The organism is Shewanella sp. HL-SH2 (assembly GCF_051164935.1).
Taxonomy (GTDB): Bacteria; Pseudomonadota; Gammaproteobacteria; order Enterobacterales; family Shewanellaceae; genus Shewanella; species Shewanella glacialimarina.
On sequence record NZ_CP195035.1, the window covers coordinates 1,485,263 to 1,509,816 of the forward strand.

Sequence of the window (24,554 nt, forward strand, 5' to 3'; positions counted from 1 at the left end):
CAGAACGATTAGTTAGTTTATATATATTTTTATTAAATATATAGCTCTGACATACTCATGCCACTAAAAGAAGAGGCTGATTATGAATATCGCAATACCATCGATTTTTTTGTTATGTATTCCCATTACGTTAATTTTGGCTAGCATCTGGCGGGGGCGTTATGGATTAAAAAATAACATTTGTAAAAATAATACTCACTTGGGCGCTATGCTCAGTGGCGTTATTGTGGCGCTTTATATTGCAGCTTTAGTTACACATTTTGCATTACCTCAACTAGAGGCTGATACGCAATATATTAGTCAATCAACACTCAGCCTTGTGATGATGGGGTTGGTAGTATTTATGAGTACCATTTTAATTGCCTTTTCACGCAATTATATGGCGGGTGAACCCCGTAGTGATACTTACTGGCGTTGGCTGCTCAATGTTCTTGCGGCAGTTTCAGTGGTGTTAATCAGTAACCACTTACTGCTGTTATGGCTAGGTTGGGTCTCGATTAGCCTAGCTTTGCATAAGCTTTTAACCTTCTACCCAGAACGCCCTCGTGCTGCGCTGGCAGCACATAAAAAATTCCTCTTAGCTCGAACCGCAGAAACCTTGTTATTCATTGCAATTATATTGTTGTATCAGCAGCACGGCACTTTATTCATCAGTGAGCTAATTAGCCACTTTAATGCCGTCGCGACCAACGACAGCCTGCAACTGACCACCGCCGATCACATAGCAGCTGTACTAATCGCACTAACTGCGTTGATAAAGTGTGCTCAATTGCCGGTTCATGGCTGGCTAATACAGGTTGTGGAAGCGCCGACACCGGTAAGCGCCTTACTGCATGCTGGGGTGATTAATCTCGGGGGATTTTTATTGATTTTATTTGCCCCCTTGTTTATCCAATCAACTGTAGCGCAGTGGCTGGTGTTAATTGTTGCTGGCTTAACCACAGTCATAGCCGCATTGATTATGGCTACTCGAATTAGTATGAAGGTGCGTTTAGCCTGGTCAACTAGTGCGCAGATGGGCTTGATGTTAGTTGAATGTGCCCTAGGGTTATTTGAATTAGCCTTACTGCATTTACTCACTCACTCAGTCTACAAAGCCTACGCATTTTTAAACTCTGGCAGCGCTGTTTACGAAGAGATGCAAAGACGTCTGGCGCCCGCGACCCATCCTAAAGTGATGGACTGGATTGTAGCCGGCGTATTGTCAACCATCATAGTGTCGATAGCCGTGATAGTGATAGATCACCAGGGAGTATGGAGTATGTGGTTGTTGCTAGCTTTAGCGCTAACCATGCTAATTGCCCAGCGCCATAGTGAACGGCAACATAAAAGTATTATGCCAGTACTGGGATTAAGTATTGTATTAATACTCAGCTATAGCGGCTTTAAATGGGTGTTTGGGGCAATCATTAGCCCTATACCAGTCATGCATGTTGAAGCATTTAGTGCGCTTGATACTGTCGCAGCCCTATTATTTATCAGTTTGTTTGTTCTAAGTTGGATGTTGAAGTACCAGCCACATAAACCATCAATGCAAGGTTTGTATATCGCCTTATTTGCTGGCTTGTATTTAGATGAATGGTTAACACGACTCACGTTAAAATTGTGGCCTGTACGGATGCCTATAAGCATTAATAACAAGGTTTTAGAAAGTGCCAAACCCAGTAAAGTTGAGGAATGATAAGCATGAATATTGCCACCCAAACACCTTTGTTAGCCGTGTTGACTGATAGTCAAAAAGCGCAACTTACTTCAGCGGGTCAGAAAATTGCACCGACATGGCCGCTTGATAAAATGATTGCGGTTAATCCATTTTGGCAAATGCGCCAGCAACCCATTGAGCAAGTCTCTGCGCGCATATCGGCACTTGATCGTATTCAATGTTTAATGCCTAAAAGCCATTATCAAGATTTATATGCACGAGGTGAGATCAGTCAGGGATCATTACAATTAGCGGCCGAACAACAAGATGTCTCAATGTCAGTGGCACAGCTTGAAGCCTTTTTAAATCAAACCGATGATATTGCTCATTGGCACAATATTGCCGATTTACTGGATAACCAACGCGATGAACATAAAATGGCATGGCATGATGAGATTATTCATCAAATTAGCCAATTTTGTGCAGCATATTATCAACCACAGCGGGCGACTTTACCGGGTGAAGATGCTGCATCACAAGCTGACTTATATCGCCACTGGCTTGAGATTACTGGGCGTGATCGTGGCCTAAGCATTATTATGGATGAGCCAGGTTTACTGCAGTATTTTAAACAATTACCCCAAGATGCTGAGGCCTTACTCGCAGAGGCCGTTGAGGAATTAGGTGTCGATGATACGGTTATAGAGGCCTATGCCCATGGATTATTACTTGATATCAATGGATGGGCATCCTGGGTAGCCTATTTGCGTTGGCAAGGTGACTTAGATTCCACACCAAGCGATGACATGTTGCAACTACTGGCTATTCGTATGGCCTGGGAGTTGGTCATTTGGCGTTACCTAAAAGCACAGCAAGCAGACAGTTTTAGTCAATTAGCGGCGCTTTGGTCAGCTGAAAAACAGCAACTGCCTAACTTGCTAGTACAACATGCACAAGCACAGCAACCGCTTTGGGTGTGGGCAAAAGCGGCTGAACTGAGTTATCAACACACGCTAAACGCTCAGTTACTGAGTGCTAAAAAACATTCTATAGTAGCACCAAAGTTACAGGCTGCATTTTGTATTGATGTTCGATCTGAAGTGATACGTCGAGCATTAGAAAAACAAAGTGATGACATTCAAACTATCGGTTTTGCAGGCTTTTTCGGATTACCGATAGAGTATCAACCCCACGACAGCGAGCTGTCTCGGCCACAACTTCCGGGATTGTTAAAGCCAGTGATACGCGTGTCTGAATGGCGTGACACCTCTGCCCAGGCCGATATGTTGAACAATAAGGCACGCTGGCAAACATGGTCACAAGCAGCACCGTCAGCATTTTCTATGGTGGAGTCCATGGGCTGGCTATATGCCTTTAAAATGCTCAAAAAGTCATTTTTTGCTAAGCAAACACTCAACCCCGTAAATGCGCTGACCCATCAAAAAAGCTGGATATTACGCAAAAATGATCAGTTGCTTTCGTTAACCGATAAAGCCGAACTGGCCAAAGGTATTTTACATGCGATGGGCTTAACCCAGTTTGCGCCAAGGGTATTGCTGGTGGGACATGGTAGTCATACAACCAATAACTTGCATGCAGCGGGTTTAGATTGCGGCGCCTGTGGTGGTCAAACCGGTGAAGTAAACGTGCGAGTTTTAGCGCAGTTATTAAATGATATCGATGTGCGTAACACCTTGTTAGCATTAGATGTTGTTATTCCTGAGACCACACATTTTGTGGCCGCCTTGCACAACACCACCACGGATCATATTGATTGTTTTGATGCCGAGCTAGACCATACTTCAACCCTATGGTTAAAAGCCGCAACAAAAAGCGCACAGCGTGAACGTATTGAGCATATTGCACCTCACTTAACCGATAGCAGTGCAGATGCGCTGGATAAATTTTACATTCAGCGCAGCCATGACTGGTCTCAAGTGCGCCCCGAGTGGGGACTGGCAAACAATGCCGCCTTTATTGTCGCGCCTCGAAGTTGGACCAGAAACGTTAATCTACAGGGTCGGAGTTTTTTACATGATTATCAATGGCAAAATGATAACGGCTTTGCAATATTAGAGTTAATCATGACCGCCCCTATGGTCGTCACCAACTGGATCAACATGCAATATAATGCCTCGGTGACAGACAACGCGAAATACGGCTGTGGTAATAAATTATTGCATAACGCGGTGGCGGGGCATGTTGGTGTATTTGAAGGGAATGGTGGCGATTTACGCATTGGCCTGTCGATGCAGTCACTGCACAATGGTGAAAAGTGGATGCACCAACCACAGCGTTTAGCGGTTTACTTAGCGGCCCCGAGAGAACCGATTGAACAGATCATCTCCAAGCATGACAATGTGCGTTGGTTAGTCGATAACCAGTGGTTATACCTACTGCGCTGGGCAGATGAAGGCGTGATCGAGCGCTATTATCAGGGGCAATGGTTACCGCAGGCTAATGAACATAATGCTGTGACTTAAGGTAAGCCTTTAGCATAGACGTTTAACGTAGGCATTTAACGTAGGCATTTAATATAGACGTTTAACATCTGCATTTAATCTAGTCGAATGGAGTAGAAACCTTTAAAATATACAGACCAGATGTTATCCGGCCTGTGTATTGTCTTTTGTGTAATCCGTGAGTAAATCTAAAATGAGTCAAGTAAGTTCTACTGTGTTATTAACAGGCGATAGCGCTGTATTTCAAGCTGTGGCTTTATTGCAAAACGGTGAGTGTGTGGCACTGCCAACCGAAACTGTCTACGGACTTGCCGCTGACGCAACGAATGTAGATGCCGTTGGCAAAATTTTTGAAGCCAAGGGCCGGCCTAAAAATCATCCATTGATTATCCATATCCCCGATGTGTCTCATCTTGAAAAGTGGGCTAAAGATATACCTCAAAGCGCCTATCTTTTAGCGAATACCTTTTGGCCTGGTCCGTTGACCTTGTTGCTGAAAAAAGCTGATCATGTAGACAATGTCGTGACCGGTGGTTTAGATACAATTGGCTTACGTATGCCATCGCATCCGTTATTTCTCAGTGTGCTGCAACAACTTAATGTTGGGCTTGCAGCGCCATCTGCCAACCCTTATAAGCAGCTTAGTCCAACCATTGCCGAACAAGTGATGGTCGGTTTAGGGGGCAAAATTGCTGCGGTACTGGAAGGTGGCGCCTGTGAATATGGGTTAGAGTCGACCATTATTGATTTAGTGGGTGATACACCCCGTATTTTAAGGGCAGGCCCTATTGACTCTGATGCCCTGTCGCTAGCTTTGGGGATAACAGTTAGTACACCAGAGGAGCATACCGAAGTGGTGCCTGGTAATGTTAAAGCACATTATCAACCTAAAGCGCAATTACAGATCTTATCAGCTGATCAACTGCGAACGGACATGCATACATTGGCTCAAGGTAATACTCATTTTGTATTATGGTCCGATAGTGTGATTGAACAGTTTAAAAGCGATGTGCCAAGCGGGCAATGGAGCACTATTCCCAGTGACGCACTCGCTTTTGGTCGACAATTATACGTCACCTTATATCAAGTGGATAAAAAGGGCGTCGACAACATTATTGTCGAGCAGCCACCTGAAACAAATGAGTGGCGAGCGGTAAATGATCGATTATCTCGTGCAGCTAGCTAAGGAGTAAACAATCAAATAGTGTTTATCCATTTGATGCTAACTAGATCGCTTGACGACGCTTTATGCGAATTAGCAGGAAATATATGAGTGAGCACATATAAGCTCATTCATTTTTTGGTAAAGGTATTAGGTAAAATAGTTAATTATAGGCTGCATCGGCCGGATGCAGATGTCAGGTCAGTCTACCGACTATCACTAAATGCTATGCTCCTCAGCCCAGTCTTTTAATTGATCTAAAATATTCAATGCCGTTCGGCCAAAGTCGGTAATGGCATACGACACCGCAATCGGACGGTCGTTAATCACGTGGCGCGTCACTAATCCTTGTGTTTCTAATTCTTTAAGACGTTGATCAACCATTTTTTTGCTGGCACCGCCTAACATGCGCACTAAATCATTAAATCGCACCGGACCATCCTGTAAATGCCACAGTATTGAGGCTTTCCATTTTCCGCCTAACACCCGCATTCCACGCTCAACTAAGCAGGGTTCTGCACACGGGTTGATAACTTTTTTCTGACCGTTATCCATTGTTTCAACTGTTGTTTTCATTATTTCTCCCTAGGTTACCAAAAGTATACTGGTTGCTTTTATATCCCATAGTATCAAAATAGCGTTATTAATCGTATTTTTATCTTTTTATGTAAGCTGAATTGTCGTTACGTTAATCAAAGACAGCTAGTTTCTAGTGCTAGTTGAGGGTAAAACGATAATCAAGCAAACATTATTTTCCACTAAGGAATTTTTGTTTTATGGCAGTATTAACCTCGTACGATCCCGCAAGTTATCGCAACGTCGGCAATGGCGATGATGTTGAAGCCACCGCAATTGGCAGCGTTGAAACCTTAGCCATTGAACAATTGCCGACCGTAATAGCGTCAGCCAAGGCTGCGCAAAAAGATTGGGCTAGCCTACCAATGGCAGAGCGTGAGCAATATGTGGTGAAGGCTTATCAACAGCTGGTGGCGGTGCAAGATGAGTTAGCGACGTTAATCAGCCTGGAAATGGGTAAGGATTATCGCCGTGCCACCTATGAAGTTGGCGGCACAATACAAAACGCCGCCTATTTTGCCAGTGAAATAAGCGAGGCATTAACCACAGAAAAACTCGATAACCACACCGAGTTACACTATCGACCGCTAGGGATTGTTGCGGTAATTTCCCCGTGGAATTACCCGTTAGCCATGGCTAATAACTTATTGATGCCAGCACTGATGGCCGGTAATAGCGTGATATTAAAGCCGTCGGAAGAAACCCCATTAGTGGCCGAGTTATTTATTAACACCCTGAATAAGGTGTTGCCAAAAAATGTATTGCAACTGGCACAAGGCGATAAAACACTTGGCCAAGCATTGGTGGCAGCAGATATCAATATGGTGGCATTTACCGGGTCAATGGCGGCAGGTAAACACATTATGGCCAGTGCAGCACCGGGCTTAAAACGTTTGGTGATGGAACTGGGTGGTAACGACCCTGTGATCGTAATGGCCAGCGCCAATATAGATGCGGCGGTGAGGTTTGTGGTGGCCAGTTCATTTGAAAACGCCGGGCAAATGTGTACCTCAACTGAGCGTATTTATGTTGATGAGCGTATTGCGGATGAGTTTGAGCAAAAGGTGGTCATGCTAGCCAGTCGCTACCAAGTGGGAAAATGGGATCAGCCTCAAGTGAATATTGGTCCCATGGTTAACCCCACGCAGCATCTAAAAGTACTGCAACAGTTACAAGATGCAAAAGCCAAAGGCGCGTTGTTTTTATTGGGCAGTGATGATTATCCGTTACCCTTTATTCAGCCAACCGTGGTGAGCGGCATAACGCCAGATATGTTACTGGAGCATGAAGAAACCTTTGGCCCTGTGGTGGCAATAAGTCGCTTTAAGCAAATAGATGAAGCAATCAGTCGCGCGAATGACAGTCATTATGGATTAGGCGCTGTGGTATTTGGCGGCCAGGGCGCAAAAGCGGTAGCAGAGCAGCTTGAGGCCGGAATGGTCGGCGTTAATCAAGGTGTGGGTGCAGGCAACGCGCCGTGGGTTGGTGCTAAGCACAGTGGTTTGGGCTTTCATGGCACCGCCGCTGGTCATCGCCAATTTGCCCAGGTACGAGTAATGAGTTACTAGTTTTTGTTTTCTGGTTTTTTATTTTTGGTTTAAAGGTGTAAATAGATGAGCACATCGAGTGTAAATTCAGATTATTTTGTCGTGGCACATGAACCCGGAGCAGAGCATCCAGCGCTGCCGACCTGGGCAAATCATCACGACAATGTTGCCAAGCTTAGCGAAGCTGCGTTAACACAGCCGAGTAAAAAAATGTTAGCCGAGGTGCCTGGCGCATTTCAATTACTCAATGTCTTGTCGGCTGATGAGTGTCAGCGGTTAATTGCGGTTAGTGAATCAATGGGGTTCTTACCTGACGCAGCGGTATCTTTACCTAGAGATGTGAGACACAACGATAGCTTAACCTGGGTGGTTGATAACGCTACTGAACAAGTTATTTGGAATCGAATTAAGCACTTAATGGACGATAATCTGGGCATTTTTGCCGGTAAAGCGGCGTTAGGGTTAAATAACCGTTTTCGATTTTACCGTTATAACGAAGGGGATTATTTTAAGCCGCATTCCGACGGCTCCTGGCCTGGTAGCCAAGTTATAAACGGTGATTTAGTGCGAGATGCTTTTGGCGACAGGTACAGCCAATTGACCTTTTTAATCTTATTAACAGAAGACTTTGAAGGTGGTGCAACCCGCTTTTTAGTCAATGCCGATAATCCACAATTACCAGCCAAGCGTGGTGATAATGTTAAAACAGTAGATATACGAACCCCAGCGGGCAGTGTTATTTGTTTTCCACATGGAATGCATCCGCTACATTGTATCCACAGTTCTGAGCCCATTTATAAAGGGGTAAAATACATTATCCGTACCGATGTGCTGTTTGAGTTATAAATGCTATTTCGGATTCATACACTGGACCTTAAGCATTAAGGCCTGAAAAAATTCCATCTAACGTTATGTCTTTTCTAGATTTTCTTTGTTGTGACTTTTTTGCGTTTATTGTTATATAGCAGACCGCCCAGTCTATCTTTTCTGTTATTTCTGACCAAGCCCGATGACAGATACACTCAAAGATTGGCAGCAGCCAAACGTCCACATTCTTTGCCGCTTTGAACAGCGAAACTGAAGGCATGATGCGCATCGCTGTGCTGCGTCTGATGATAAGTGCCAGCAGGCTGGCCCATACTAGGCCGTCAACTATCGCTTTCTGCGCGGTGGCAAATCTCTGCCAGTTTGTATGTGATTTCAACTCTTTGAACAGCAGCTCAACCTGCCAGCGGCAGCGGTAAATCGCCATAATGTCATCGGCTGAGTAAGACTCTGCCGGTAAGTTGGTTAGCCAGATGCAAAATCTCTTTTCTTCTGCAAACCAACGCCTTATCACTCGAAATTCCTGCGTTCCCCGCTGGGCTTTTAGGTCAAGCACTTCTGAGCGATTGGTGCGACGCGTGATGTCTTTAAGTTTCACTCCGGCAAGCTTAGGCAGCACACGGCCCTTGCCATTTCTAGCTTCAACTATTCTTGGGTTGAGTGACTTTGTCCCCCGAAAAATATAGAAACCATTATGGCGTTCCACATTGGCAAAATATTCGAAATCAGGATAGCCCGCATCAGCCAGAAGCAGTGTATTTTTCATTCTAAAGGCCATGGGGAGATAGGTTCTTTCTGAAGCGGTATCAGCACTTATCGCCATTGCTGTGGGATTAAATGTGCGCAATGACATGGTCATATGGCACTCTATCGCGGCGGGATTACGCTTAAAGCGGCTTGGGTACACGTCAGCTAACGCCTTGTGAACATGAAAAGAACTGCCGTCCTGAAGCAAAATATCATCAAAGCCTGACAACTTCTTCGGAAGCGAAGCGCATTGTTGGCGTGCAAACTGAGCGATAGCCAGCTGAACCAGTTGCTTCATAAAATCAGCAAAGGCGGCTTTGCGGAGCTGATTATGAAAAGGTTTGTAAGCCACATTATCATTTTCTGTCAGACACATACCATTAAACTGACGATGTAAGTCAGCAATGGCATGGCAGTTCCCTTTGCTCAACGCAGAGACCAAGCTCGGCACCAATAGTTCAGGTAATACAGCGCGATTTCGCTGTATAAACCCTGTGCGCTTAGCCATTTTTTGAAGGATGTCTGCATTGAAGAATTGCATAAATTGCTTTTTTAAGGTGATAATTGTCATCGGCTTTATTTATTGGTCATGTTGATTTGTTTGGCGACAATTATCAGATCATAAATAAGGCCTTTTTTCTATCTAAAATATAGGTTTATTGCTAAAGATCCTGTCTATGATTTCGGATTAGCTTAGTTGTACGATCATAAGAAATTGGATAGAAATTTAAGCCTGTCCTGAACGGTAACAACGCAATAGTTTGATATGTTATCTGAGGATCAATGTCATTTTTTGATAGTAAGTGTATTACTTTTAAATGCTCATTTGGACAAAAGTGGCTTAGAAGATTTGTTTTTATAAAAGTTTGCCTTGACCAGACTAAATTTTAAAACTCAATTAAATTTTCATGGGCGTCAAAGGTTGACTACAAGTGCAGATGATCCAGCGAGACGCCGCAAGCACCTCCATGTGGGCTTAACCAAAACATCCTTGTTTTGGATACTCGCTGGCTCATCTGCACCTGAATTTTTGTTTCTTCGATTTAGCTTGATTGATGGCTTTGGGGAAGATCTATATAAAAAAGGGGTTAACTCACTTTTGGACAAAAACGTGTTATGTACTGGTCAAGCCAAACTGGACACTTTTAGTTGAGAATTTTCAAACTCTACCGGTGACAGATCACCATTAGCAGAATGAAGTCGCTCCAAGTTGTAATATTTCATGTAAGCAGTCACATCTTGCTTCATAAACTCCCTTGTTGGTTGAGCAACGTTAAAAATCCAATCGTGTTTCAAGCTGCCAAAGAAACGCTCAACGACGGCGTTATCCCAACACGCACCCACATCACCCATACTGGCTCGGATACCATAGCTCGATAGCAGCCTACCGAATTGCTTACTGGTATACTGTGAGCCTCGGTCACTGTGAAATACCAGCCCTCTGGCCGGTTGGCGCAGGTTGTAGGCTTTCATTAATGCCTTGGATACCAAATCTGTAGTCATGCGTTTGTCTATGTGCCACCCAACAATCCGGCGTGAATATAAATCCATTACCACTGCTAAATACATCCAGCCTTCACCTGTCTTTAAATAGGTCACGTCACCCGCCCAAACCTCATTAGCCGATACTGGGTTAAAGTTCATGTTTAACAGGTTATCAGCCACTGCATCTGAATGTTTGCGCTGTGTAGTCACCTTGTAAGCTCGTCGCTGGGTAGCTTTGAGTCGAAGGCGGTGCATAATTTTACGAACGAGATAGCGACCAACCTGGTAGCCTTCCTTGCGCAATTTCTTCACCATTTCACGATTTCCTAAGCTGCCTCGACTTTGCTTAAATAGCTGTCTAACAAGGCGATAAAGCTTCAGTGTTTCAAGGCTTATCACGTTTGCTGGGCGTTTATGCCAATCGTAATAGCCTGACTTACTGACATTCATTACTCGGCATAAGAGTGCGATAGGGAACCGGTTAGATTGCTGTTTGATGAAGCGAAATTTTACTTCATTTCTCTCGCAAAGAAGGCGCTTGCCTTTTTTAGTATTTCTTTCTCCATGCGTAATTCTTTGTTTTCTCTACGCAATCGTTTCAACTCATCACGCTCAGATTCTTCTAAGGTGATACCTTGTTGCAGGGCTTGGTGTTTTTCCTTCCAGTTGTAAAGCAGGCTAGTGCTAACCCCAAGAGACTTTGCTGCATCAGCAACGCTATAACCTTGCTCTAGCACCATCAAGACGGCTTCATCTTTAAATACCTGCGGATAACTCTTATGTGATTTTTTTAGACTCATATTGACCTCTTAATTTATTGACCATACTGTCTCAAAATTAAGTGTCCGATGGAATTAGACCAGAACATTATGAAGTTCTGAAAGCTTGCATATTTCAGATTACCTCTGGTATGACAAAGTACGAGTATCACCTACAAATAAGTAGCCAGTTTAAGTAATCCACTACCGTAATGTCTTTTGACTTTACTTTTTAGGTTTTGGCTTTCTTATGTCTGTTGAATTCACAAGGAGTTAATTGAACTTCTTTGAATTGAAATTCAGCTAAAGCACGGTTAATCTTTTTCAATAGATTCTCTATTTTGTATATCTCGGCTTTTTCGAGATAAAGAGCTTCCTGAAAACGCGCGATTGGTAGTCTTACGTCATGGTCATCAAAGGGTTGTATTGAGAACGTTCGATATTCCATTTCCTCCTCATCAGAATGACTTACTACTTTGTCTCTTAATCTTATAAGCTTATCTTTTAAATCAGATTCATCAGCAGTTAACTCATACCCAATCGACGATAAATCTAATTCCTCCCGACCCCTACCCGTTTTGAAAGGCCGTGCAAATGAAACTATTAAAGTGGTTTCAAAACATCTAAATTTTCTAAGATCCACAACATTGTATTTTTTATCAAACTCGCACTCTTCCAGCAGGAAAGTCAAAGCCGACAATGCTTGTTGAAAATCCCATGCAGAATAGATGATTCTGTGGGAAAGTGAGCTACTTCCATTACTCATATTAACTCTCTAAAATCACTTAATATTTGTATAGTTCGAATGACATTGAATAAACTTATTGTTTAAGCCGTGCTTTAGCAAAAAGCTTATAAATAAGCACTCTACCTGAGTGTTGTAAGATAAACGAGCTTAAAAAAGAGAACCATGATCATTGATATTGATGATTAATCTAAAGTAATCCGTCATTCTCATCTATCGATTAATAAAAGTAGTTCAATTAGCTTGTTACTTATCTATGCGACATGTCGCCTGAAACTCGTTTTGGGGGCAAAAGTGAGTTAGTGTTTTTGAAATAATCTTATGTACTCACTCTTTTAAACTTGCCGATTAAGTCAATACTCGAAAGGTTCATTATGGTGATTTGCGAGCCGACCATCCGACCCAGGGATGGGTCGTCTGAGCTACAAGGACTTTTTTATTTCGAAAGAATGCTGCGTGTCGGTGAGTAAATGCCATACTGAAACTATAAAGATAAACTTCACGATACATTCTTTACTATGAGCGAAGTTTCATGTTCATAGTGGCCGTAGGCCATATTCCAAACAAACCTTGGGGCAAAACCAAGTCAGTGTTTTAAAATAACCTTATTTTACTCAATCTTTAAAACCTGCAAGTTGAGAAACTACAGGAAAGATTCATCATGGTAGTTTGCGAGCCGACCATCCGACCCATGGATGGGTCGGCTGAGCTACAGGGACTTTTTTATTTCGAAAGAATGCTGCGTGTTGGCGAGTAAATGCCATGCTGGAGCTATATAGATAAACTTCACGATACTTTCTTTACAACGAGTGAAGCTCCTTGTTCATAGTGTAGTGGCCGCAGGCCATACACCTAATCTAACACTGATGCATAAATGTGTTAGCCCTAACTCGTTTCTCCACAAAAAACGCCAATAATTATCAAACGATATTATAAATACACTAGCTTTGGCTTAGGGTTAGCTTAGCTTTAGCACTAAGCTAATCCGTTTGATTTTAAACCACATTAATTAGCTGACTGGGGTACTGGCGCAATCGCATTATTTGAAGTGGTTGTGGTAATCGCCCAAATACTGTCTGGCTCACCATGATAAGCCCTGTATTTAGCTTTTTTAGCTGCGCTGAAAAAGACTATCGCGAATATGAAAGCGATGACGTCAACAATAGCGGTATTACCATCAAATGCTAATGCAGCTGTTGATAAGCTTGAAAACAAAATCGATGTTAGCGGAATCAACAGACAAGCTGCGGCCAACACATACAGTAAGTGAATGGCAGCTAGCGCAGCCCCGCGATAAAAGCTGTATCCAAGCGCAATAAAAAAGATACTGTAGTAACAGCCTAAGTAATAATGGTTAATTGGCAACGATAATAAATACAACCATTTACTTGCTAGCATTGTAATAGCGACTCCTAACATTGAGCCAACACAAATTCCAATCGTTAATGATGACATTATGCGAATCGAACGTGATTGAATTGCTTGTTTTTGCCTGCGTTTTTCAAGCCAAAGTAAGTTGCCACTGTAAAATAAGAATGCGCCCATTAATCCCAATACAAAATACATCCAGCGTCCATAATTGCCCGCATAATTACCAAAATGCAATGACACAAAACTATTGACCATAGGGCCGAATATCCCATCTTCTGGCTGGCTGATTGAGGTATAACCTTGCTCTAGAGTATAAGGGTGAAGATACAGCACATCGGAATATGCTCCACGCTGTATTCTGCCAGATGATGCCAACTGTATTGCTAAAGTAGGCGATGTTGAAGATAGTTTGCTGAATTCTAAGCGGCTAACCTGGTGTTCTGGTGCAATTGCGTTAGCTTTATTAATATAGGTTTCAATGGAATGTAACTCACTAATAGGATAAGTTATTTCACTTTTTTCTTGCTGTGCAAATAAAGGCTTTTCGCCATATACCACAGTTAACCCACCATAGAATGGGTCATGAAAGGCAAACACAAATGCTGTCCAAGCAATGATGATATGAAAAGGTAAACTCAGCACACCGACGACGTTGTGACTATCAAGCCAAAAACGTTTATTGCCCTTATGGGTTCGAAGCGCTAATAAGTACTTTACCAGTGTCGGCAATAGGATAATAACCCCAGAAATTAGCGCAATAAAATACAAGCCAGCGGCAACGCCTAGTATTAGCACCCCAATATCTTCATGGCCTAATGTACCTGGAATTCCTGCGGTGCGATGGAGCTTGTCAATTAACGCCCCGAGTTTATTTTGATCACTTACCTGAGTGACTAGATTATTATTTTGATCAAAAGCAGCATGTTTAAGTTCATCGTCCAGTCTAAGGCCTCTACCGCCACCTTTTTCATACCAAGATAGTGACGATGCATCCTGTTCAAGGTTAACAATAAATCCTTCACTTACCTCAGGAAATTCTTCCATAGCCTGCGTAATTAAATTGTCTAACTCAATTGCTGGCGTATGATTTAAGTAGGCTGAGCTGGGGCTAGCCCACTGGGTTATTTGGGGTTTGAACAGCGTTAATGACCCGGCATAAAAGGCAATAAACAGCACTAGTCCAGTTGTAATGCCTGTCCAGGTATGAATTGATTGGTAAGTTCGCAATATGTCTGAGCGAATTTTCATTGTAACCACCATAAGCTCGCCAATATGAAATAGACGATAAGGTTAATAAACAGCATGTTGAAAAATGCGCTGCGTGCGGATTTAAAAAGATAAATAAGTGCCAAAATAGGTAACAAAATCAAACTGATTAACCACATATTAAGTTGCACTTTCATCGGCGCATCAATGCCGCCAGGCCCAAACCAAGCAAAAATAGCGATAATGCCGTAGCTCAGTAATAACCCCAGCACTATGGCGATAATGGTCTTTGACCACCAGTGTGGCTGAATACGATTTTCAATAGTTAAGCGTGTCATCAGTGGCGCCCCTTTGGGGATAAAAGTGTTAAGAAGGGGAGGCTAATCATTAGGGTGATGATGGTAAAACACCAGGTAAAAAATGCCGCTGTGGGGCTTAATATTTGCAACCAGCCATAAAGTGACACAAACAAAGCGCCAACTCCGCAAATAGCGTATGTCATTGGTAAGTTATGTTTCAGTAATCGCTGATGTTTACTAGAAATATAGCAAAGCGTCACGCCGGATATGCTTAGCGCGATAACAAGGATTTGAATAAGTAACACCTAAGAATTTCCATTTCATCATTTTATATATTTCGATATTAATATAAATGCAAATCATTCGCAATTAGATTTGTTGTGGTGTGTGATTGGTGTCTGTGGTTCTATGTGTATGCGCGAAGTTAAGCCACCTAAGGGGCATTCTTTATCATCATTGAGGATTAATTGCACAAATCTGCTTGTGATGAACTCCCATTAATTTAGCAATATTACCAATAAAAACAGTGGTTTTATTTGAACCTCTGTGTAAAGTCAGTTAGTGTCTAGCCAACTGCAAATAAGCGAGTCTTACTAGCCATTTTAAAGCTAACAGGGTGTAAATATGTAAGCCAATTTAGTGGCAGGGCTAGTTGCTAAATTATTGATAAGTAATTTAAAGGTTTGAGGTTTTTAATATAAACAATTCGATAAGGAGTTTTACATGAGCGAAAAAATGAACCCGTCAGCGTTAAATGCATTGAAAATTGCTTTTACCTATATGCCAAAGTCAATTGAAGTCACTAAATATGAATATGGTGATGATTATCAAAAAATATTAGATCACATTGAAACAGTAAGGGAGACTTTACTGATAAATGATGTTGATCCTGAAGAAGTTTATGGTGATATAAATCCTGAAAGCACACCTAATTCATCCTATTGATTAAGTGATGTTGATTGTTGTCATACCACGATTATTGGCAGTATTCAGCTTGTTCAATTTAAGCCACATGGCTGCGCACCATTTTCTATCAAGTAACCTGTATACCAGATGATGCCCCTGTTTTATGGTTAATATTTAGAGTGTAATTATTAACTCATTTTATTGAGAAGTGAGTTAAAAGTTATTTATCGGTATTCAGCCATCAGCCATCAGAAACTCAGAATCTTATCGGATCGACATCATTTCGCCTTAATAATCCTTATGTTTTATGAAGTATAAGTGTCCGTTCGGACACTTCCTTAATAACCGGACAGTTATCAACCCTGTCCGCGGACACTTTTAGACTGTCCTGTTATCTTTTTAAATGGCTATTATTTTGAAAATTAACAATAAATAATAATTGGCATAGCTTGTGCTTTGTCTTGGTATATATGTGAAAGGTGTGTTGTTCGCACCGACCGAGGAACCAAGATGATTAAAGATACCAGCAGCCAAGATACGGTTATAACACCTAAGTTAGGTCGTAAACTGCGTTTGCCTTTGATAATAGGTGGCGGTGCAATATTGATGAGTGCATTAGTGTGGGCGAGTTTAGGCCAAGACAGTTCAGTGCGATCAGTTGATGGTGCCGATTTACGTTTAGCAACCCTTATCCGTGGCACCTTGGTGCGCGATATTGCCACTACAGGGAAAATTGTGGCTGCTAACGCGCCGATTTTATACAGCACTGAAGAAGGTGTGGTGACGCTATTAAGTCAGCCTGGCGATGAAGTGGAACTTGGGCAAGTAGTGGCTAAGATTGACAGCCCACGTTTACAAAGTGAACTGCAACAACAGCAGTCATTACTTGAAGGTATGCAGGGCAGTTTAGAGCGTGCCAAATTAGATGCTCGTCGTGAGCAATTACGCGTTAGCCAGATTTTAGACATGGCCAAGGTAGATTTAGAGGCCGCGGATCGTGAAAGCCGTCGTGGTGATCAATTAATTGAATCGAGTTTAATCAGCAAAATCGATTTTGAAAAAAGCAAAGATGATTTACACAAAGCCAAATTGCTACACAAACACGCTCAGCAAGAAGTCGATTTAATGCGCGACACACTGACCTTCGAAATTAAAAATCGCACCCTTGAGGTAGAGCGCCAGGCTCTCGTTGTCAGTGAGTTAACTCGCCAGGCAAATGCCCTCAATATCATCGCCCCTGTTAGCGGCATTATCGGTAATTGGCTGGTGGAGCAAAAAGCGCGTATTGCAGCTAGCCAGCCAATATTAACCGTAGTCGATTTAACCGCCTTTGAAGCCGAACTGGCCGTGCCGGAATCTTATGCCGATGAGCTTGGGCTAGGTATGGATGTTGAGTTGAGTTTTGGCAGCGTCAATGTGGTGGGGCAGTTGTCGTCAATATCACCTGAAGTACGTAACCGTGAAGTCACTGCCAGAGTGCGCTTTGCTAACAGTAATACCTTGTCTTTACGTCAAAATCAGCGTTTGTCAGCCCGAGTATTATTAGAAAATAGACCCAATGTGCTGATGGTCAAACGTGGTGACTTTCTTAACCTTGGCGGTGAAGTGGCCTACCAAGTGAGCGAGTCTATTGCGCAGCAAAAAACAGTCAAACTTGGTGTGCGCAGTATGAGCCAGGTTGAAGTGCTTGACGGTGGTGAAGAAGGTGAGGTGTGGGTGATATCAGGCACTGAAAGCTTTAAAAATCAGCCTAAAATTCAGATCAGATAAGCTAATTACTAAAAATTTAACGAGTAAGGGGATCCCATGTCAGTCATACAACGCAAACAGCTTATTGAACTAGCCGCTTTATTTCTTTTGGTCGTGGCAGTGATTTATCGAATTGATAATCATACTGACTGGTTATCGGTGAGTTTGCACTTAATTGATATGGGCAGCCATTTATCGACTCAACTCTTAGGTGATAGTCACACGGTCAGTATCGATATTGCTATCAGCTCACTTGCCCAAATTAAATTGCTGCTTTAAGTCTTTTTTACGTCAGCAGAATAGATGTCGACAGAATTTGAATTAACCGCATTTATATCAAGAGTATTGCTCTTAAGCGCCATCAATACTGAGGTGTTACAACCGATTAAACTAAGGAAAGCCAGTATGTTATCCATGAAAAATATCAGTAAAGTATTTAAAACCGATTTAGTTGAAACCCATGCCCTGCGTGACTTTAACCTTGAAGTGCAAGAGGGCGAATTTGTGGCGGTAACCGGTCCCTCTGGTTCAGGTAAAACCACCTTTTTGAATATTGCTGGTTTACTTGAAGGTTTTACCTCTGGCGAGTTCAGCCTTGATGGCGTTAATGTGTCGAATTTAAGTGACAACAATAGCGCCAAAGTACGCAATGAAAAAATTGGTTTTATCTTTCAGGGATTCAACCTTATCCCTGATCTTAACTTGGCCGAAAACGTCGAAGTACCGCTGCGTTATCGCGGTATGAAAGCGAGTGAGCGTAAGCGCCGAGTTGAATCAGCATTAGAACAAGTCGGTTTAGGTGCACGGATGAAGCATTTACCGACCCAGTTGTCTGGCGGGCAGCAGCAAAGGGTAGCGATAGCACGTGCCTTAGCAGGCGAGCCAAGGTTTTTACTCGCCGATGAGCCAACAGGTAACCTAGACAGCTTAATGGCGCGTCAAGTGATGGAACTACTTGAAAATATCAATCAACAAGGCACCACCATTATTATGGTCACCCACGACCCAGAACTTGCCCGTCGTGCCCAGCGCAATATTCAAATTGTTGATGGTCAAGTGTGTGACTTTTCGATGTACCAACAAGCTGCTACGGGCACGCGTTAATCGCATAAGGAGAGCATTATGTTTTTTTACTATTGTGATTTAGCGTGGCGAAGTATTCGAAAAACACCGATGTTATCGATGTTAATGGTATTAGCGATTTCAATTGGTATTGGTATTACCATTACTACTTTAAACGTTTATAAAACCATGTCTTATAACCCGGCAGGCGAACGCAGCGAGATGATTAACTCGGTTCAGCTGTGGAGCCAAGGCTTAGATACCTGGGATGAGTTTAGCTCTAACATTACCTATATGGATGCGATGAACTTACGCAATAATGTAGAGCTTGAATTGAAAGCAGCGACGTTTCGTACCGGCTTAGCACTGCAGTCGGACAACCCCAAAATCGAGCCGGTATTAAATAGTGTGCGGGTGACCGATAGGGACTTTTTTAAGATTTTTTCAGTGCCATTTCTATATGGCAGCTACTGGGATGTCAGCGTTGATTTACGCCCAGCTTACCAAGTTGTAATTAGTCAAAAACTGAACTTACGCTTTTTTGAAGGTAAAAACAGTGTCGGTAAAACCGTATTTTTAAACCGCAAACCTTATCAAATTGTTGGGGTAATTGAAGACTGGAATCCACAGCCCAAATATTATGACCCACTCAACGGCGCGTTTAGTGACGCTGAAGAAATCTTCATTCCATTTTCATTAACGCCGCAAGAAGAGTTTGAGGTGTGGGGTAATACCAATGGTTGGAGAACTGAACCCATGCTGACATATAACGATAGATTAGTGTCAGAAAAAATATGGATTCAATTTTGGACCGAACTTAACACTGTGGAACAAAAGCAAAGTTATCAAGAATGGCTAACCCGTTATGTTGAGCAGCAGCGCGCTATAGGTCGATTTACAGATACCGCTAAAACAATCCCAGAATTGGTGCAAATTAGCGACGTGGCTAAATGGCTCGAAGACAATAATGTAGTACATAAAGACACCAAAATTTTAGTCGGATTAAGCTTGATGTTTTTAAGTGTGTGCTTGGTGAATATTCTTGGGCTGTTGCTGACCAAGTTTTTAAAGCGTGCCCCAGAAGTGGGTGTTAGACGGGCTATTGGTGCCAGCCGCAGACAGATTTTCAGTCAATACATGGTTGAAGTCGGCATGATTGGCTTTATTGGTGGGGTGATTGGTCTGTTATGGGCATGGGGCTCATTAACTGCGTTGCATGCTTATTTCGAGGTTGATCAAAGCTTGATAGGGCTTGATGCCAGTATGTGGTTTATCACCCCGCTTATTGCGATTTCTACCGCGGTATTAGCGGGTGTATACCCTGCGTGGGTGGTGTGTCGCACTAAACCTAGCGTGTATTTAAAAGCCCAATAACTCCAGTAAAGGTTAAAAAGGACGTCGCCATGTTACATATAAAACCGATTTTATCCAGTTTAATGCGCAGTAAAAGTGCGCCTGTTTTACTGTTACTACAGATTATTTTGTCTGTCGCTATTGTGGCTAACGCCAGCTTTATTATTAACGAGCGTTTGTCGTTAATGCAGCGAGATTCGGGTTATGCTGAAGATCAAATTCTTACTTTTAGTGTATATAACTTCGACCCAGCTATCGACAATGCTAAGCAAAACCAAGTGGATCAACAAATTTTACGCTCGCTGCCCAGTGTGATTGATGCCAGTTCAAGTAATATGCTGCCGTTAAGTGATAGTGGTTGGATGGATCGCTATACCGACAGCCCAAACGAAGACACGGCTAAAAGCACCCCAGGTTTTGCCTTTTATTTGGGTAACGAGCACTTACTCAACGTGATGGGAGCTAAGTTAATTGCAGGGCGTAATTTTACCGCAGATGAAATTAATACCAATATTGGTGATAGTGGTATGTTGGCAATGGTGTCGCAGCCTTTAGCTAAAGCTTTTTGGGGGGATGAATCGCCATTAGGTAAAACCGTGTATCAAGGTGATCAAGCTGTAACGATTATTGGCGTGGTAGAAAAACTGCAAGGAGCTTGGGTTGACCATGAAAACTTTGAATACAGTGTTATTCAAAACATCGACTTTGGTGGTTATGGCAGTAATAAATCCTATATGGTGCGAGCCTTACCCGAGCACACCAAAGGCTTAGAAGAGACTATTCGCAAAGCATTTCATGCAGAAAATCCAAATCGGGTATTGGATAATTTTCAAACAGTGGCTGAACTGCGTGATAGATCCTATAGCAACCACCGTTTAATGGCGACAGTGTTGAGTATTATGGTGGTGTTATTGCTATTAATTACAGCACTGGGATTAACCGGGATGGTAATGTTTAACATTCAACGTCGCACCAAACAAATAGGTACGCGTCGTGCGCTAGGGGCTAATAAACGTGACATCATTCAATACTTTATGGTCGAAAACTATTTGATATGTATTGTCGGTGGCGTTATCGGCGGTATGTTAGCATTAGTGCTTGGACAGCAATTAATGTCACTTTATAGCTTGCCTATGGTGCCAGTGATTTATCCTATTATCTCTGTGATTGGTTTACTGGTTGTGACGACCTTTGCGGTAATAGTGCCGGCAGCCAAAGCCGCTAATATTTCACCTGCCATGGCAACGCGCAGCGTGTAGTTTATTCAACTGCGGTGCTTGTGCTTAACAATAGCGTGACAGTGAGGTCTTCTGTCATGTTATTGTTTATTGCCTTTTGCTTTAAATGTTGATTGTATAAACAGACTTTGTGTAAACATGTTTTTGTATAGCTGCAACCTAATTGGACTCAAAGAAACTTTAATGGATAATATTTTAATTGTTGATGACAACCATGCTATTTGCCAAGCTCTTGCGTTAATGATTGAACTGCATGGCTATCAGGCTATTTTTTGCCATTCACCTGAAACGGCAGTTGAGATTGTTACCAACAAAGAAATCAGCTTGGTTATTCAAGACATGAACTTTAGCCGTGACACCACCTCGGGCGAAGAGGGTAAACAACTGTTTTACGCATTGCGTCAATTGCAGCCTAATTTACCGATTATTTTAATGACAGCTTGGACTCAATTAGAAACCGCTGTCGAGTTAGTCAAAGCAGGCGCCGCCGATTACATGGGTAAACCTTGGGATGACGCTAAGCTGCTCAACAGCATTAGCAATCTATTATCTATTTATCGTTTGTCTCAGCAAAACAGTCAATTAACTCGGATAGACAGTGAACGTATGTCGGCCATTAATGGTGCTAATTTATGTGGTTTAGTGTTTGGCAGTGGTGCGATGCAGCGCTGTGTTGACTTGGCACTGCAAGTTGCGCGCTCCGATGTGTCGGTCATGATCACTGGTCCCAATGGTGCGGGCAAAGACAAAATAGCCGATATTTTACAGGCCAACTCGCCATTAAAAGACAAACCTTTTATTAAGGTCAATATTGGCGCTTTACCAATGGACTTACTCGAAGCCGAATTGTTCGGCGCCGAAGCGGGTGCTTTTACCGGCGCAAATAAAACCCGTATCGGCCGTTTTGAAGCGGCCGATGGTGGCACATTATTTTTAGATGAAATTGGTAATTTGCCATTATCTGGCCAAGTGAAACTATTGCGCGTGTTGCAAACCGGTGAGTTTGAACGTTTAGGTAGCCATCAAACCCGCAAAGTGAATGTGCGAGTGATTAGCGCAACCAACGCGGATTTAGCCGACGATATTGCCCATGGGCGGTTTCGTGAAGATTTGTTTTACCGCTTAAATGTGATTGAGCTGAATGTGCCGCCACTCAATCAGCGTCAAGATGATATTTTACCGCTAGTAAAACACTTTATAGGTGCGAATTTTAGCCTTGATAAGTCGACCCAACAGGCGTTACTTACACACAGTTGGTCGGGTAATGTGCGCGAATTAGAAAACGCCTGTAAACGGGCGGCGTTACTGGCGAAATCGGCACAGCTTACGATTGATGATTTTGGCTTAATGGCAGTAACTAATACCGGCGTGGCTGCTCAGCATGACTTGGTGGTGGAAGATCATCTTAATAACCGTAAGCAAGATACTGATGATACTCAGTCGATTTTCGAACCCGACAAACAACAGATAGAAGAGGCCTTAACCCAACATAATGGTGTAATCGCCAGAGTCGCTAAATCCTTTGGTCTAAGCCGACAAGCCCTTTATCGTCGTATGGAAAAATACGGTCTTAGGGTGACTAAATAATGATGTTATCACTGCGCACTAAATTGCTGTTCAGTAACCTGTTGAGCTGCCTTTTGGGGGCGGTGTCTGGCGCTTTAGTGTGGCTTACATTGGGTGATGACACCTTATGGTTGGCCATTATTGTCATGCTGGCGGTGTGTTATTTTTGCAGCATGTGGCTTACCCGCAGATTGAGTGACAGCCTGCAAGCACTTGAAATTGGTTTACTTAACTTCAAAGATAATGATTTTAGTGTGTCGCTGCATCCCTATGGCGAACCACAATTAGATGCGCTAGTGAGCTTATATAATCAAGCATCAGCAAAGCTGCGCAGCGAGCGACAATTTATTTATCAGCGCGAGTTAATGCTCGATAAGGTGATTCAAAACTCACCCAATGTGATGTTATTGATTGATGATAATCAACGGGTTATTTATGCTAATGGCGCCGCCAGACACTTATTTAATCACGGTGTAAAAGTAGAAGGCATGCTGTTATCTGAACTGATAACGATGTTGCCTGATGCGCTTAAAGCCGCATTAAACAGCGAGCAAGAAGGGCTGTTTTCGATGGGTGGCAACTCGGTTGAAGATGCTGATGATATGGGCACGGATGGTGATGTTGAAACTTGGCATATTTCCCGAGGTCGCTTTACCCAAAACAATCAACAGCATCATTTAATTTTACTAAAACAACTGACCAAAGAGCTCAATCGCCAAGAAGTGGCTGTGTGGAAAAAGGTGATACGCATTATCAGTCACGAGCTGAATAACTCAGTGGCTCCAATCGCCTCTATGGTCAACTCAGGTAAGTTTTTAACCCAACATTTAGACAATAGTAAGCTGCAATTGATTTTTGATACTATCGAGAATCGCACCACGCATTTAAGTCAGTTTATTTCCCATTATGCCGAGTTTGCAAAGCTGCCGCTGCCACAGAAACAGCTGATTGATTGGCCTAAAATGACTCTGCAGTTAGCACAGCAATACCCATTCAAGGTGTTGTCGTCTTTACCGCAAACGCCAATTAAACTTGATGCGGTTCAGTTAGAACAAGTGCTGATTAACTTACTGAAAAATGCCCATGAGTCTGGTTCAAGTGCAGAAAGCGTCGCGCTGATTTTTGAACAGATAACCCACCCCGTAGTGGGTTTATTAATAAAAGTGGAAGATGAAGGGAGTGGCATGTCTAGCGAGGTATTATCGCAAGCATTGTTGCCGTTTTACTCAACTAAGCAGTCTGGCACAGGCATTGGTTTGCCCTTGTGCCGCGAGATTATTGAAGCCCACGGTGGCCGAATTAGCATGCAAAACCGCGTAGAAGGCGGTTTAAGTGTCAAGGTTTGGTTACCTGTACATCAGAGTTAATATTTGATTTGTCAGCTCTAACGATGCTGTTAACTGTGCGTTGATATCAGAGTTTTAAAAATACTAATGTCTGATTATTGATAATATCGTTTGATAATTTAGAGCAATATTTTCCAAGATAGTTGAAGCTGTAAAACGTTTTGCCCTAAATTTTGATTAGAAATATGGCCTACGACCACTATGAATATGAGGCTTCGCTCATAGTAAAGAATGTATCGTGAAGTTTATCTATATAGGTTCAGCATGGCATTCACTCACCGACACGCAGCAAGTACGTCCTTGTAGCTCAACCGACCCATCCCTGCGTCGGATGGTCGGCTCGCAAACTACCATGATGAATCTTTCCTGTATTTTCTCAACCTGCAGGTTTTAAAGATTGAGTAGAATAAGGTTTTTCTAAAACACTGACTTGGTTTTGCCCCCAAAGTGATCAAACTTTATTATCAAAAAATGAAATTTGTCATCTGATAATTTATCAAACTATTACG

Annotated in this window: 19 protein-coding genes; 13 read left to right on the plus strand and 6 right to left on the minus strand. The window is 42.6% G+C overall.

The genetic code is table 11. The features are described from left to right. Positions 1-82 precede the first annotated feature (82 nt). The 3 genes from ACRWP9_RS06425 (at position 83) to ACRWP9_RS06435 (ending at position 5,290) form a co-directional block, all read left to right on the plus strand. Complete coding sequence (locus ACRWP9_RS06425) at positions 83-1,681, plus strand: NADH-quinone oxidoreductase subunit L (RefSeq protein ID WP_434928428.1); 1,599 nt, start codon at positions 83-85, stop codon at positions 1,679-1,681. 5 nt (positions 1,682-1,686) lie between these two features. Next, entirely contained in the window at positions 1,687-4,125 is a 2,439-nt protein-coding gene (locus ACRWP9_RS06430; protein WP_434928429.1) for a YbcC family protein, read from the plus strand. 172 nt (positions 4,126-4,297) lie between these two features. Next, the gene (locus ACRWP9_RS06435; RefSeq protein WP_434928430.1) at positions 4,298-5,290 is read left to right on the plus strand and encodes an L-threonylcarbamoyladenylate synthase; all 993 of its coding nucleotides are present in this window, start codon (positions 4,298-4,300) and stop codon (positions 5,288-5,290) included. 195 nt (positions 5,291-5,485) lie between these two features. Here the strand turns inward: ACRWP9_RS06435 and ACRWP9_RS06440 are convergent, their stop codons facing one another. After that, positions 5,486-5,842, minus strand: coding sequence for a winged helix-turn-helix transcriptional regulator (locus ACRWP9_RS06440; protein ID WP_434928431.1), 357 nt, complete (start codon positions 5,840-5,842; stop codon positions 5,486-5,488). A 200-nt stretch (positions 5,843-6,042) separates the two neighbouring features. On the opposite strand from ACRWP9_RS06440, the gene ACRWP9_RS06445 reads away from it, so the two are divergent. Further along, entirely contained in the window at positions 6,043-7,410 is a 1,368-nt protein-coding gene (locus ACRWP9_RS06445) for an aldehyde dehydrogenase family protein (RefSeq protein ID WP_434928432.1), read from the plus strand. Between the two features lie 45 nt (positions 7,411-7,455). After that, positions 7,456-8,235 carry a prolyl hydroxylase family protein gene (locus ACRWP9_RS06450; RefSeq protein ID WP_434928433.1) on the plus strand — a complete coding sequence of 260 codons (780 nt, stop codon included), beginning with the start codon at positions 7,456-7,458 and terminating at the stop codon, positions 8,233-8,235. A gap of 28 nt (positions 8,236-8,263) precedes the next feature. On the opposite strand, the gene ACRWP9_RS06455 is transcribed toward ACRWP9_RS06450, so the two are convergent. From ACRWP9_RS06455 to ACRWP9_RS06475, 5 genes are all read right to left on the minus strand, one after another. Continuing rightward, positions 8,264-9,532 carry an IS4 family transposase gene (locus tag ACRWP9_RS06455; protein WP_434926438.1) on the minus strand — a complete coding sequence of 423 codons (1,269 nt, stop codon included), beginning with the start codon at positions 9,530-9,532 and terminating at the stop codon, positions 8,264-8,266. Positions 9,533-10,086: 554 nt separating this feature from the next. After that, positions 10,087-11,246, minus strand: a protein-coding gene (locus ACRWP9_RS06460) for an IS3 family transposase (protein ID WP_434928434.1) whose coding sequence is annotated in 2 segments (ribosomal slippage) — positions 10,087-10,997 and positions 10,997-11,246 — 1,161 coding nt in all. Because the reading frame shifts where the segments join, the coding sequence is not laid out codon by codon here. 190 nt (positions 11,247-11,436) lie between these two features. Continuing rightward, positions 11,437-11,970 carry a hypothetical protein gene (locus tag ACRWP9_RS06465; protein ID WP_434928435.1) on the minus strand — a complete coding sequence of 178 codons (534 nt, stop codon included), beginning with the start codon at positions 11,968-11,970 and terminating at the stop codon, positions 11,437-11,439. A gap of 984 nt (positions 11,971-12,954) precedes the next feature. Continuing rightward, positions 12,955-14,568, minus strand: coding sequence for a PepSY-associated TM helix domain-containing protein (locus ACRWP9_RS06470; protein WP_434928436.1), 1,614 nt, complete (start codon positions 14,566-14,568; stop codon positions 12,955-12,957). Then, positions 14,565-14,864 carry a hypothetical protein gene (locus tag ACRWP9_RS06475; RefSeq protein ID WP_434928437.1) on the minus strand — a complete coding sequence of 100 codons (300 nt, stop codon included), beginning with the start codon at positions 14,862-14,864 and terminating at the stop codon, positions 14,565-14,567. Before ACRWP9_RS06475 ends, ACRWP9_RS06470 begins: the two co-directional genes overlap by 4 nt. Before the next feature lie 684 nt (positions 14,865-15,548). Here ACRWP9_RS06475 and ACRWP9_RS06480 point away from each other — a divergent pair. The 8 genes from ACRWP9_RS06480 to ACRWP9_RS06515 all read left to right on the plus strand — a co-directional run bounded on the left by ACRWP9_RS06480 (position 15,549) and on the right by ACRWP9_RS06515 (position 24,066). Beyond that, positions 15,549-15,770 (plus strand): penicillin-binding protein, encoded by a 222-nt coding sequence (locus tag ACRWP9_RS06480; RefSeq protein WP_226410870.1) that lies wholly within the window; start codon positions 15,549-15,551, stop codon positions 15,768-15,770. A gap of 471 nt (positions 15,771-16,241) precedes the next feature. Then, entirely contained in the window at positions 16,242-17,501 is a 1,260-nt protein-coding gene (locus ACRWP9_RS06485) for an efflux RND transporter periplasmic adaptor subunit (RefSeq protein ID WP_434928438.1), read from the plus strand. A 36-nt stretch (positions 17,502-17,537) separates the two neighbouring features. Beyond that, complete coding sequence (locus ACRWP9_RS06490; RefSeq protein ID WP_434928439.1) at positions 17,538-17,759, plus strand: hypothetical protein; 222 nt, start codon at positions 17,538-17,540, stop codon at positions 17,757-17,759. 126 nt (positions 17,760-17,885) lie between these two features. Next, positions 17,886-18,584, plus strand: a complete 699-nt coding sequence (locus ACRWP9_RS06495) for an ABC transporter ATP-binding protein (RefSeq protein WP_226416011.1) — start codon at positions 17,886-17,888, stop codon at positions 18,582-18,584. Between the two features lie 18 nt (positions 18,585-18,602). After that, positions 18,603-19,916 (plus strand): ABC transporter permease, encoded by a 1,314-nt coding sequence (locus ACRWP9_RS06500; protein ID WP_434928440.1) that lies wholly within the window; start codon positions 18,603-18,605, stop codon positions 19,914-19,916. Positions 19,917-19,945: 29 nt separating this feature from the next. After that, positions 19,946-21,154, plus strand: a complete 1,209-nt coding sequence (locus ACRWP9_RS06505; RefSeq protein ID WP_434928441.1) for an FtsX-like permease family protein — start codon at positions 19,946-19,948, stop codon at positions 21,152-21,154. A gap of 162 nt (positions 21,155-21,316) precedes the next feature. Then, positions 21,317-22,720, plus strand: a complete 1,404-nt coding sequence (locus ACRWP9_RS06510) for a sigma-54-dependent transcriptional regulator (RefSeq protein WP_434928442.1) — start codon at positions 21,317-21,319, stop codon at positions 22,718-22,720. 2 nt (positions 22,721-22,722) lie between these two features. Then, on the plus strand, positions 22,723-24,066 hold the full coding sequence (locus ACRWP9_RS06515) for a sensor histidine kinase (protein WP_434928946.1): 1,344 nt from the start codon (positions 22,723-22,725) through the stop codon (positions 24,064-24,066). Positions 24,067-24,554 lie beyond the last annotated feature (488 nt).